The 12,652-nt window shown below is 39.4% G+C and carries 13 protein-coding genes; 2 read left to right on the top strand and 11 right to left on the bottom strand.

Features of this window, described 5'->3' with window-relative positions; all coding sequences use genetic code 11:
* Positions 1-228 precede the first annotated feature (228 nt).
* From P20495_RS13075 to P20495_RS13070, 3 genes are all read right to left on the bottom strand, one after another.
* Positions 229-543 carry a DNA-binding transcriptional regulator gene (locus P20495_RS13075; RefSeq protein ID WP_008135305.1) on the bottom strand — a complete coding sequence of 105 codons (315 nt, stop codon included), beginning with the start codon at positions 541-543 and terminating at the stop codon, positions 229-231.
* A complete protein-coding gene (locus P20495_RS20385; protein ID WP_008135307.1) occupies positions 530-769 on the bottom strand; it encodes a type II toxin-antitoxin system RelE/ParE family toxin in 240 nt (79 codons plus the stop codon). Before P20495_RS20385 ends, P20495_RS13075 begins: the two co-directional genes overlap by 14 nt.
* A 212-nt stretch (positions 770-981) precedes the next feature.
* A complete protein-coding gene (locus P20495_RS13070; RefSeq protein WP_008135308.1) occupies positions 982-1,731 on the bottom strand; it encodes a CPBP family intramembrane glutamic endopeptidase in 750 nt (249 codons plus the stop codon).
* 105 nt (positions 1,732-1,836) lie between these two features.
* On the opposite strand from P20495_RS13070, the gene P20495_RS13065 reads away from it, so the two are divergent.
* On the top strand, positions 1,837-2,739 hold the full coding sequence (locus P20495_RS13065; protein WP_008135310.1) for a LysR family transcriptional regulator: 903 nt from the start codon (positions 1,837-1,839) through the stop codon (positions 2,737-2,739).
* Positions 2,740-2,849: 110 nt separating this feature from the next.
* Here the strand turns inward: P20495_RS13065 and P20495_RS13060 are convergent, their stop codons facing one another.
* The 8 genes from P20495_RS13060 to tkt form a co-directional block, all read right to left on the bottom strand.
* Positions 2,850-3,305 (bottom strand): GNAT family N-acetyltransferase, encoded by a 456-nt coding sequence (locus tag P20495_RS13060; protein ID WP_008135311.1) that lies wholly within the window; start codon positions 3,303-3,305, stop codon positions 2,850-2,852.
* 71 nt (positions 3,306-3,376) lie between these two features.
* A complete protein-coding gene (locus P20495_RS13055) occupies positions 3,377-4,552 on the bottom strand; it encodes an NRAMP family divalent metal transporter (RefSeq protein ID WP_008135313.1) in 1,176 nt (391 codons plus the stop codon).
* A 202-nt stretch (positions 4,553-4,754) separates the two neighbouring features.
* Complete coding sequence (gene hpf, locus P20495_RS13050; protein ID WP_008135315.1) at positions 4,755-5,111, bottom strand: ribosome hibernation-promoting factor, HPF/YfiA family; 357 nt, start codon at positions 5,109-5,111, stop codon at positions 4,755-4,757.
* 188 nt (positions 5,112-5,299) lie between these two features.
* A complete protein-coding gene (locus tag P20495_RS13045; RefSeq protein WP_002958974.1) occupies positions 5,300-5,614 on the bottom strand; it encodes a pyrimidine/purine nucleoside phosphorylase in 315 nt (104 codons plus the stop codon).
* Positions 5,615-5,993: 379 nt separating this feature from the next.
* Positions 5,994-6,818 carry a hypothetical protein gene (locus tag P20495_RS13040; protein WP_242401469.1) on the bottom strand — a complete coding sequence of 275 codons (825 nt, stop codon included), beginning with the start codon at positions 6,816-6,818 and terminating at the stop codon, positions 5,994-5,996.
* A gap of 150 nt (positions 6,819-6,968) precedes the next feature.
* The gene (locus P20495_RS13035) at positions 6,969-7,598 is read right to left on the bottom strand and encodes a hypothetical protein (RefSeq protein ID WP_008135320.1); all 630 of its coding nucleotides are present in this window, start codon (positions 7,596-7,598) and stop codon (positions 6,969-6,971) included.
* Positions 7,595-8,785, bottom strand: a complete 1,191-nt coding sequence (locus tag P20495_RS13030; protein WP_008135322.1) for a hypothetical protein — start codon at positions 8,783-8,785, stop codon at positions 7,595-7,597. The genes P20495_RS13035 and P20495_RS13030 overlap by 4 nt, the downstream gene beginning before the upstream one ends.
* Positions 8,786-9,180: 395 nt before the next feature.
* Complete coding sequence (tkt, locus tag P20495_RS13025; RefSeq protein WP_008135324.1) at positions 9,181-11,172, bottom strand: transketolase; 1,992 nt, start codon at positions 11,170-11,172, stop codon at positions 9,181-9,183.
* Positions 11,173-11,476: 304 nt separating this feature from the next.
* Between tkt and metK the strand changes: the two genes are divergently transcribed.
* Positions 11,477-12,628 (top strand): methionine adenosyltransferase, encoded by a 1,152-nt coding sequence (gene metK, locus P20495_RS13020; protein ID WP_007377800.1) that lies wholly within the window; start codon positions 11,477-11,479, stop codon positions 12,626-12,628.
* Positions 12,629-12,652: the final 24 nt, after the last annotated feature.

A 12,652-nucleotide genomic window follows, 5' to 3' on the forward strand; every position in this document is an offset into this window, starting at 1 on the left:
TTTTATGAGCTTATATTAATAGCAAATAGCGTAAACTATTGCCAACTATAAATATTACTCTTCTTGCTGCTTATATAAACATGTAAAAAAGAGGAAAGTTTCCTCTTGTTCTTGCTAAGTTAATGACAACTTACCTGAGTGACTGCTTCTCGCTCTTAGCTGCCACAAGAAAGTAATAGATCGCGTCTTTCTTTTTGTCTTTTAAAATAATAAATAATCCAAAGGAACTTACAACTCAGCTATATGATTTAGCGTCTCAGGATAACGTTGCACAAGCTTTAATAATGTTATCGCTTGCCCATTCGGTGCGCTGCGTCCTTGTTCCCAGTTTTCGAGCGTTCTTGATGATGTATGCAGAATGTTTGCAAATACACCGCGCGACATATTAAATGCTTCTCGAATATTTACTATTTCATCAGGTGAGATAGCAAGGTCGTTGATATCCTTTACTACATGAGAACGTAACGTAAGCTTTCCTTGTGAATGCGCTTTAGCGTCTACAAGTGCTGTAGTTAATTCTGAAAATAAATCACGTTTGCTCATTGTGCCACACCTCTAAGAATTCTTTTAATTGCTTTTTCTGATCTGCTGTTAAATCGGTTACTTCGTTTCTACTGTAAATAGTGAGTAGATAAAAACGTCTTTTGTCGTCCAAGTAATAATATATAACTCTTGAACCGCCACGCTTACCTTTTCCTTTGCTCGCAACTCGTATTTTACGTAAGCCGCCTGTTCCTTGAATCACATCGCCCTGTTTTGGATTAACCATTAGATCTGCTTGAAATAAACGATACTCGTCATCATTCGCGTACAGCTCTCAGTACCTTTCGAATATGCTTGATTAAACAAATTGGCTTTTTATACATAGAAGTGTACGCAGATAGCGTATAAATTCAATTAAAGGTTTTAAACGATTGGCGGCAGGTATTTTTTGCTTTAACTAAAGCGCTTTACTCATATATAAACTTTGAGGGTGTAATATTATGGCGCAGTTGCTTTTGTATCGCTTTTCGTAATATATAACTTAGCATTATCAATAGAGCTTTGATTTATTAAGTAGCCAATAATCCCGCTATAAATATCAATCATGGCGTGAAGAATAATAACGATTAGCAAAGAATCTGTAAGGATATAAATACCACTAAAAACTAATCCATAAATACCGGCTCGAATAGCATTTAACCAACCTTGGTAAATATGACAAAGTCCAAATAAAAAGCTACTTAATATTAAGCTGGCAAATAAACCAATATAATCACTAAAAACAGAAAGTAAAAAACCACGAAACAATAACTCTTCGCAAATCCCTGCGGACATAGACACGCCAAATGTAAACCAAGTTAATTCGCAACGAGATGCGGGCATCATCCAGCTATGAGTTTTCATTGTATTGCGTAGTTCTTCGTTATTTTGGGAATTACTTTTGGTTTTATAGACTCCCAACACCAAGTAAACGAATAAACACATTACCAAACAAGCGCCAACCCAATTGGCCATACTAGAGCGCCAATAAAGGCCAATATCACTGATTCTGACTACTTGCATCAATACCAAAGCAAGCAGCGTAACTGTTGGGAACCATAAATAAACCATCGTTTCTTGATACATGCGCAATTTAGTTTTATGTCCAGCAATGACCGCTCGCTTTGTTTTGTCGGACTCCCAGAAACTGTATACTGGCATTGCCATAATCATTAATAATACAATCCATTCACCTATATGTAATGTCATCATCTTTCCTGTCGAATTTATTTGGGTTGGTGAGGCAAGATTAATTGCTAGACTTAATTAAATAAATATATTAAAAACAGATAATAATTAAACAAAAAGTTTACTATGTTTCATCCAAGAGATTTAACGACCTTTTGTAAGGTTGCTGAAATAGGCAACATGTCTAGGGTTGCAGAGGCCGAAGCCAAAACAGTTATGGCTATTAGCAAACAAATTGCTCGTTTAGAAACTCAACTGAACCAAGCTTTATTTGTTCGATCTAGACGAAAACTAATTCTTACTGAATTTGGTAGTGCTTTTAAACACAAAGCAGCCCAGCTTCTTCAACAACATCAAGAGTTGATATTGTGGAGCCACAATAGTGATAGCATGATTAATGGAGAGCTACGGGTTATTTGCCAAGCGAACGATATAATAAAAGAAACCCTAGTTCCTTGGATGGCAGAATTTACAGCACTTTATCCTGAACTCAATATAACAATGGACGTTAAAGAATCCCTTATTAATATTAATGAAAGCGAGTTTGATGTTTTTTGGGCTGTTAGCTCCTATCTGGGAGAGCGCTATCCAGGGTTAAAACGCAAGCCTTTGTGGCGTTCGAAATATGGCGTTTTTGCATCTCCTGAATACATACAGCGCCAAGGGGATCCGACAGATATTAAGGCATTGGAACATCATAACGTAGTAGGTTATTTGTATAATCAACCCAGTAATGTTTTAGTGTTGCAAAGTGAAAATGGTGAGCCTATTTATGTAACACCGCACTGCCAAGTTAAAACAGTAAGCGGTATCGTCGAACTGGCGGAAGCTGGTTTAGGGTTAATTAACGCCCCAGTAGACTCAAGTCAAATTCAAAAATCACTCAATGAAGGTCGCCTAGTCCCAATACTAAAAAAACATTGGTGGGAAGACGCTCAAGTGTACGCCTATTATCACCCATCAAATCCTATTCAGAGCAAAGTGCGCGCATTTTTAGACTTCTTTTGTGATAAACGCGATTATTGGTAACCTAAAAACAGGTTGAACAATTTACCAGTTGATTAAATAGAACAATTAAATAAATAACTTAGCTTTCAGGTGAGCCAGCCAAGTGGAACTAATATAACTCTACATTTAAGCTAAAGCCCTTTACTCATAAACAAGCTGTACGGATCTACCTCATAATCACCAAACGGTTCGCATTCTTTAAAACCAAACTGAGTATAAAGCTTTTGTGCGGGTAAAAATGCCTCTGCAGTGCCGGTCTCTAAGCTTAACTTTTTGTAACCTCGTAAAGTTGCTTGCTCAATAATATGCGTGAGTAACTTAGCGGCTATACCTTGGCGTAAATAATGGCTTGATGTGCGCATTGATTTAATTTCGCCATGCGTTGTATTTAGTGCTTTTAAAGCGCCAACACCCGCTAAATTATTATCAATCCATAAGCTATAAAAAGTTATATCGGGCTGAGTGAGTTTACTCACATCAAGTGCATGTACGCTCTCAACAGGTGAGTGTTTTAACATATCGTTATGATGCGCTTGTAGTAGTTTTATAACGTGTGGGTTTGAAAGCTCACCTATTCTAATATCCATTTATACCTCGTTTAATCCTAGAATTTAATGCTTTAGAGCTTTAATTAAAACCCTAAAGTAAGTGGCTCTATTTAGGCTGCTAGTTTCCACACTACAAACGCAACAGCAAAGCCCACTAAGTACACTAAACCTAGCCAACTTAAACTGCGCAATAACACGCTGTGTTTAATATCAGGCTCTGATCGCACTAGGCTAAAGTTAAGCCATGCAAAAACGGGGGTGGTTACAAAAGCAAGCGTCATCGCAAAGGTAAGCATGGGGCCAAGGGCTGATTTAAAAAATAAAATAACGGCCATACCGGCAAGTGCTTGTAGTATTAACCAAATATTTAGACTGTGTTTTGATTGCTTAAAGCCAAGTAGTTTATGAGATTCGTTAAGCGTACGGGCGTAGCCGTCTAGCACGGTGAGTGTAGTGCCAAACATACATAAAAAAGCGATTGCTGATACAAGCGGCCTTGCCCACTCGCCTATTGTTAATGCATACATATCAATAAGCTGCTTGGCAAACGCGACACCGCCGAGTTCTATACTGCTGGTTTGCCCGTACTGCACTAATACACCTAAGCTAAAAAACACCAGTGCTAAGCCAGCTGTAAGCCAGTAACCTACGTTAAAATCGAACAGGCCTTGGCTTTTAGTTACTGTTTGCTGGGCTTGTTTTTCTTTTAGCCATAAAGAGCTAAGCGCTGATATTTCGATGGGCGCTGGCATCCAGCCCATTAAAGCCACCATAAAGCTAAGCATGGCAAGCTCATATGGTGAAGGCCCTACATAGTCAGCAGGTGCCATTGGGCCGTTACTAAACGCAATGGCAAGGGCAATAACGGTAGCCAGTGTTAATAATCCCATTATGCCTTTGGCCACACTGTCGAGCGCTTTAAAGTGCCCTAACAATAATATGGCTAAGCACACTCCTAATAATATCCAACATAGCAGTGTTACCTCTATCACTACAGGCAGCGCGTAATGCAGTAAGCTTGCGGTAAGTAGTAGTACGCCGGCGGTGTTAACGACGGCGGCTACAATGTTTAAACCGATAAAGCTGTAAAAATAAAACGGGCCTTGACTCTTATAGCCCTCCACTAGGCTATTTTTAGTCGCGAGTGTGTATTCCATACCAAAGCGAAAAAACGGGTACTTTAAAACATTAACAACAAGGATTAGCCAAAATAGTTGCCAGCCAAATATTGCCCCAGCTTGCGTAGAGGCAACTAGGTGAGATCCACCAATAGCGGCTGTTGCCATGAGTATTCCAGGTCCAAGCGCACCTAGTCGAGACTTCCATACTGCTTTTGTTGTGTGCATTAATTTCTCAAAATATGTGTGTTGTACGCTGCTTTTATTAATTCTTTTGATTAATAAACTGCAAGAACGCATAACTTACCTAAATTACAGGCAATAAAAAAGAGCCATACGGCTCTTTTTTATAATACTTTGGAACTAAATTTTATTTAAGATCCATCTCTTGGATGATCTCGTGTGCGATTTCAGGTGTCGTGCTAACAGGCTTTTCGTGTAGGTTTGCTTTTATCTGCCCTTTTCGATGTTTTAGTGCCGCATCGAGTTTTTTAGCTGCACTTGCAATGGCAGGGTACATAACTTCGTTTTCCCCTTTTACCGATATGCGCGTGCTTTCGTAATTAGTGCTAATTTCAGCTTGGATTTTATGATGCTCTTTAGACAAAATAATATCGAGTGCAATAAGCGATGGAAAGTGGCTCTCGATTTTTGAAAATTTTTCGTTGATGTGCTCTCTAATAGAGTCAGTAACTTCAACATGGTGACCAGAAAGATTAATTTTCATAGGGTATCCTTTTATTTGTTACCTCATAAATAGTATTGGGGGCTATTTAGATTAACACAAGGAAAAAAGAGAGATATTTGAGGTTTATTTGCGGCTTTTGGTGATTTAAATCATGCGTTGTGCAAAGTTTATGCAAAGCCCATTGTACATGGGCTTTCAGACGTCTACTTAACTTAAACTAAGATTGGTTAATCTGTGTACGAACAACAGTAGTCAGCAAAATCAGATACTTTTACTTTAAAGCTTACATTTGCATCAACATTAAACGACTCACCCGCGTTAAATGTTTTCCACTCACTTGCACCTGGTAATAAAATATCCCATTGGCCAGCTAAAAGCTCCATGCATTCTTTTTGGTTTGTATCAAAAACAAACTCACCTGGTTGCATAAAGCCTAACGTTTTCGCTTCGCCATCACCTAAAATAACGGTACGGCTCGATACTTTTCCGTCAAAATATACATTGGCTTTTTTTACTACACTTACGTTATCGAACTTTGGCATTTTTAGCTCCTGCTAATTTTTATATTTAATTGCGGTCACATTGCCTGATACATAATGAGCTTGCAAGGAAGTGGAGCGAAAAACATTAAGTCAAAATATCATAACGGCAAACAACAACTTATTTTTATTGAATATTAGCTTTTAGAGGATATGTTAAATAATTAGAAGCTACGCTTCTCACGTGAGCAAGCTCTACGTCTACAAATAACGCTCCTTAACTTTTGGTGCAACTTTTTGTAAAGCTAGCTTTTCTTGTTTTAAAAGTAACTCTTTTACAAAATTTTAAACCAGCGAGATCGCGCAACAGAACTTATAATTTATTACAAGGAGGAATAAGAGACACTGCGCTTTCAAAAAAAGAGATAAGGCTCTGACAAAGTTAAACGCCCTGCGAGTTATCAGTAATTAAATTATCGTGATCTGGAGGTAAATCACTGAGCTTTATTGATTCCATAATCCGCTGTTGTGATTCAAGTGCATGCTTAGCCCATTTTTTATGCTTATCAGAGCGATCAATACGATGATTAAATTCAACCTCTAAAAAAGCATGTTCACTTAATGGCAAACAATAAAAATCTTGACGAGAGAGGCTATTATTTCTTTTTACTTGGTAGAACACCCACTGGCAATTGTTAAATATAACTTCTTTGGCTGCTGGTAGTGGTGGATATCCTCGAGTCTCAATACGCCCTAAAATTTCTTCCTCTAACTCATCAGGCTCAAAAGGGACGGCCATTTTACTTGATTCTAATGTAGTATCATTTTTAACTTCGGTATTTCTGCCATCAGGTCCCCAATGGAAGTTATCGTATGATTCAATCACAAAACGCTTTAATTGCACGGTATCCAGTACATTGATTTCATTAGTTTGTTTAATCCTTAGTTGGCAACTAAGCATGCCATACTCACTACTTGGTAAATAGCTTACTGGTGGCAAGTACATCCAGTTTTTAGTAAGCATATGTACATATACGTGGTGGAAATAATCTTCCTTGTGCTGATTAAACCAACTTGTTGAATTATAGGGAAATGAGACATCAATTGTAGAAGGTACAGCAGCAACATTACTACTAGGCATATCAAGGGTTAATAGCTTACCTTCTAAAATAAGGCGATGGTGAACACAATTTTCAAAATTGGGCCCGCCAATAAAACCACGATAAAACGCCTTGGCTAAATTAAACACTTTTAGAATTGTCAGCAATTAAATTATCGTGTTCTGGAGGTAAATCACTGAGCTTTATTGATTCCATAATCCGCTGTTGTGATTCAAGCGCATGCTTAGCCCATTTTTTATGCTTGTCAGAGCGATCAACACGATGGTTAAACTTTACTTCTAAAAAAGCATGCTCACTTAATGGCAAACAATAAAAATCGTGACGAGAGCGCCTATTACTTTTTTTACTTGGTAAAATACCCATTGGCGATTATTAATCATAACCTCTTTAGCGGCAGGTAATGGCGGCTTTCCATAAGATTCAATACGACCTATAATTTCTTCTTTTAAAGCTTCCCCCTGCCAAGGATTTGCTCTTTTACTCGATTCTAAGGTGGTATCATTTTTGATTTTAGTGTTTTTTCCATCTGGGGCCCAATGAAAGTCATCGTACTCATCAATTACAAAATGTTTTAATTGGCTGATATCAAGCACATTGATTTTATTGGTTTGTTTAATCCGTAACTGACAACTGAGCATGCCATACTCACTACTGGGCAAATAACTAACTGGTGGTAAATACATCCAATTTTCAGTGAGCATATGCACGTATTCATGATGTAAATAGTTTTTTTTATGTTGGTTAAACCAGCTTGTTGAATTATAGGGAAACGATATATCAATAGTAGACGGTACAGCTGCGACATTGCTATCCGGTACATCGAGAGTGAGTAGTCTGTCTTCTAAAATAAGACGATGGTGAACACAATTTTCAAAATTGGGCCCACCAATAAAACCACGATAAAACGCCTTAGCTAATTTGATCATAACCGTGCATCCGTAGTAGGTAGAGTTTTAATAAACTTTCTTACTACATCGGCCTTATCATTATAACCAAGCATTTGCAGTTGGTCAGCGTAAGTGACTAGACCTAAAAATGGTAAAGTATGAGGGCTGGCACCAGCATCATCACCTGTAACTAAGCCTTTAAATTTCATCGAACGGACAAGACTGCTTGACGATAAGTCATTACGGCCAGCTAGATTAGGTACTAAATCATAGGGGTTATTACGCACCGCAACAACTTTTAATCCGGTACTATGGGCAATGCGTTTTAAACGCTCGATATTTGAGCCTGAGCCATGCACGGCTAATTGTTGGCCTGTAAGTGACTTACCATAATATATACGATAGTGCTCCAGGGCTGCGCAAAAAATTATCGCGCCTTGGCTGTGCGCTAACCATTTAACCTGCTTACCTTGCTGGTTATTTTGTGCCAACACCGCTGCTAAATGTTGAGCGTTATGGGATTTAGTACCTAAGCGTTTATCAAACGCACATTCCACCAAATCTAGCTTTGGTCGATCTGTTGGGTTATGAAACAGCGTATAAGCTTTAATACCGTCTCCCTCATAAGCTCTATCAAGGTGGGTGCCCATTAACCATGTAGCTTTGGTAAGCTCATTTTGCATACCATTGACTGCTGCGTGTTGTGTATTGACTCGAGTCGTTGGAGTAACGTCTTCATCCCACGCTCCTTGTATTTCTTCTATCTCTTCCCTCTTCATGGCTTTATTATAAGTATGATTACTAAGCCTTTTCACTTCATAAAGCATCGTACGCTCTGCAGCAAAGTTACTTTTAGCTCCCTGCAATTGCCTATCGAAAAGTATATCTTCCAAATTGATAAAATTATTTTTAAGTGAGTATTCAATTAAAAAATGATAATTACGAAATGGGTACTTTGTTCGCCATAAACGGCGCAGCGGGTTACGGCTATGCTTAATTGAGTTTGTAGCATTAGGGTTCGCGCATATTTGAATAATATCGGCGCATACCATTTTTAAATCATAGTCATTGAGCTGCGATAGCATAGCAAGTGCTTGGCAAGTAAATTTAACTTTATTAAATGGAAAATTAACGGGTAGCATCACACCAAAATCTCGACAGCTAAGCGCGTCAAGTGGGATAACAGAATGAGCATTGATAGTTTTATTGAGTTTAGACCAAGACATATTTCTTCCTTGTAAATGAGTCTGGGTTAAAATACTACGTTAAATTATTTATTAGAGCAAAAATAATTTAACGTAGTATTTTAATGTTGAATTACATCTTTCTGGCTCCATTGTAGGTCGTCATTTATGGCGTCATATTTTTGATTTACCTTTAACACCAACCTGCATAAATCTTTGATCAATTTAACAAATTAAATTGCACTATTACGTCGTTAAAAATTTTTATTTAGAACAACTAGATACAAAAATTTTTGCCTAGTTCTAGCGTAATTTTCTTAACGTTAAATAGACCCCACATATAAGCAGATTGGTATAACGCGCTAAAGCACGACCTACAAACAAAAAAGCCCGCCCTGTTTTACACAAGGCGGGCTTTTAATCTTTAAAGCAATCGATTAAAAAAGCTCGTTTGCTTTGCTTACAATGTTTGCCACTGTAAAACCAAAGTGCTCAAACAGCTCGCCTGCAGGCGCTGACTCACCAAAGGTAGTCATACCTACTACTGCGCCATTTAGACCTACGTACTTGTACCAGTAGTCAGCAATACCCGCTTCTACTGCTACGCGGCGTGTAACAGATGCCGGTAATACGCTTTCTTTATACTCTGCGCTTTGATCTTCAAAGGCATCAGTACATGGCATAGATACAACACGTACCTTTTTACCTTGGCTGCGTAGCTCAGTTGCTGAATCTTGTGCTAGTTGCACTTCAGAACCCGTCGCAATAAAGATAATCTCTGGATTGCCGTCACAGCTAAGGATGTAACCACCCTTTTTAACATCTGCTAATTGCTGTGCGTCACGCGCTTGTTGCTCAAGACCTTGGCGAGTAAAGATTAACGATGTAGGACCGTCTTTACGCTCAATAGCTTGTTGCCATGCAATTGCCGACTCAACTTGGTCACATGGGCGCCAGTTGTATAAGTTAGGCGTTAAACGCATGCTTGCAATTTGCTCTACTGGTTGGTGAGTTGGACCATCTTCACCTAAACCAATTGAATCGTGCGTGTATACAAAAATGCTTGGTTGCTTCATTAATGCAGCCATACGTACGGCATTTTTTGCATATTCAACAAACATTAAGAACGTAGCACCGTAAGGAATAAAACCTTTATGAAGCGCAATACCATTCATAATTGCCGACATACCAAACTCACGCACACCGTAATAAATGTAGTTACCGCTTGCATCATCGCGTGTTAAACCTTTAGAGCCATCCCAAATTGTTAAGTTTGAGCCAGCTAAATCGGCTGAGCCACCCATAAATTCTGGTAATAACGGACCAAACGCATTTAATGCATTTTGCGATGCTTTACGAGACGCTGGGTTTGCTGGGTTTGCTTGTAATTGCTCAATATATGCTTGAGATTTTTCAGCCCAATCGCCAGGAAGTTCGTTATTAATACGACGCTTGTATTCAGCAGCAAGCTCTGGGTATGCTTTTGCGTATGCTGCAAATTTTTCGTCCCAGCTTGATTCAAGCTGTTGACCTTTTTCTTTGCCATCCCACTGTGCGTAAATATCATCAGGAATTTCGAAAGCATCGCCAGTCCAACCTAAAAATTCGCGAGATGCTTTAATTTCGTCATCACCTAGTGGAGCACCGTGACAATCATGGCTACCTGATTTGTTAGGTGAGCCGTAACCAATAATTGTTTTACAACAAATTAGTGATGGCTTGTCGGTAACGCTTTTTGCTTCTGCGATTGCAGCACTTACAGCATCACTGTCGTGGCCATCAACACCACTAATTACATGCCAACCGTATGCTTTAAAGCGAGCTGGTGTATCATCTGTAAACCAACCTTCTACTTCGCCATCGATTGAAATGCCGTTGTCATCCCAAAATGCAACAAGTTTACCCAGACCTAATGTGCCTGCAAGTGAACCTGCTTCATGAGAAATACCTTCCATAAGGCAGCCATCGCCCATAAATGCATAGGTAAAGTGATCAACAATATCGTGACCTTCACGGTTAAACTGTGCAGCAAGTGCTTTTTCAGCAATTGCCATACCTACGGCATTTGTGATCCCTTGACCTAATGGACCAGTAGTAGTTTCGATTCCTGGTGCATAGCCATATTCAGGGTGACCTGGTGTTTTAGAATGCATTTGACGGAAGTTTTTAATTTCGTCCAGTGGTAAGTCGTAACCACTTAGGTGCAATAGAGAATAGATAAGCATTGAACCGTGGCCGTTTGAAAGAATAAATCTGTCACGGTCAGCCCACTCTGGATTCGTTGGGTTATGTTTTAGATAATCGCGCCATAATACTTCTGCGATATCAGCCATGCCCATAGGGGCTCCAGGGTGACCAGATTTGGCCTTTTGTACTGCGTCCATTGACAAGACGCGAATAGCATTTGCAAGTTCTTTGCGAGATGGCATGAATTCTCCTACCTTTATATGTGTATTTGCAAGGGTATTTATTATTCGTTTATGTATCCAAGTTTATTGAATACTGTTATACCGACCATTCTTACTTATTGTGGGGGCGGTGTGCAATTAAAAACCCCATAAAAGGGAGCATTATGAATATTTTTTAAGACCAGAACGACATTCGTAATTTTATTTAGACGTCTAGGCGTAAAAACACTATGCAAGGTGTTTTGTTTTCGATAAAATACGCCCCTTAATTTTTTAGCGCTAATACCGACGTTTGTGAAGCGCAATATTTGTGAGCAGAAATACAATGGCAAAACATTTATTTACTTCTGAATCAGTTTCTGAAGGTCATCCGGATAAAATCGCCGATCAAATCTCTGATGCGGTACTTGATGCTATCCTAGAGCAAGACTCTCATGCTCGCGTAGCGTGTGAAACGTACGTGAAAACCGGTATGGTTATGGTTGGTGGTGAAATCACGACTAGCGCATGGGTTGATATCGAAGAAATTACACGTAAAACAATTCGTGACATTGGCTACACAAATTCAGACATGGGCTTTGATGCCGATTCATGTGCAATTTTAAACACAATTGGTAAACAGTCTCCAGACATTAACCAAGGTGTTGACCGTACTAGCCCTGAAGAACAAGGCGCTGGCGACCAAGGCTTAATGTTTGGTTACGCATGTAACGAAACAGAAGTACTAATGCCTGCTCCAATTACTTACTCACACCGTTTAGTACAGCGCCAAGCGCAAGTTCGTAAAAGCGGCGAGCTTAACTGGTTACGTCCAGATGCAAAATCTCAAGTTACTTTTGCATACGAAAACGGCAAGCCAGTAGGTATTGATGCTGTAGTGCTTTCTACTCAGCACAGCGAAGACATTTCGCAAAAAGATTTAGTAGAAGCGGTGATGGAAACAATCATCAAGCCGGTACTTCCTGCAGAACTTATTACAAGCGCGACTAAGTTTTTCATTAACCCAACAGGTCGCTTTGTAATTGGCGGACCAATGGGCGATTGTGGTTTAACAGGTCGTAAAATCATTGTAGATACATACGGTGGTATGGCTCGTCACGGTGGTGGTGCTTTCTCTGGTAAAGATCCATCAAAAGTTGACCGTAGTGCTGCATACGCTGCACGTTATGTTGCTAAAAACATTGTTGCTGCTGGCCTTGCTGACAAATGTGAGCTACAAGTTTCTTACGCAATTGGTGTTGCAGAGCCTACTTCTATCAGCGTTGAAACGTTTGGTACAAGCAAGCTAGAAGAAAGCCGTTTAATCGAGCTTATTCGTGAACATTTTGACCTGCGCCCTTACGGCTTAATTCAAATGCTTGATTTAGAACGCCCTATCTACCTTCCTACAGCGGCTTACGGCCACTTTGGTCGTGACGAATTCCCTTGGGAACGTACAGATAAAGCTGAAGCACTTCGCGCAGCTGCTGGCCTTTAATTGGTTAGGTAACTATCTAAATAC

It is taken from the genome of Pseudoalteromonas sp. BSi20495 (assembly GCF_000241185.1).
Taxonomy (GTDB): domain Bacteria; phylum Pseudomonadota; class Gammaproteobacteria; order Enterobacterales; family Alteromonadaceae; genus Pseudoalteromonas; species Pseudoalteromonas fuliginea.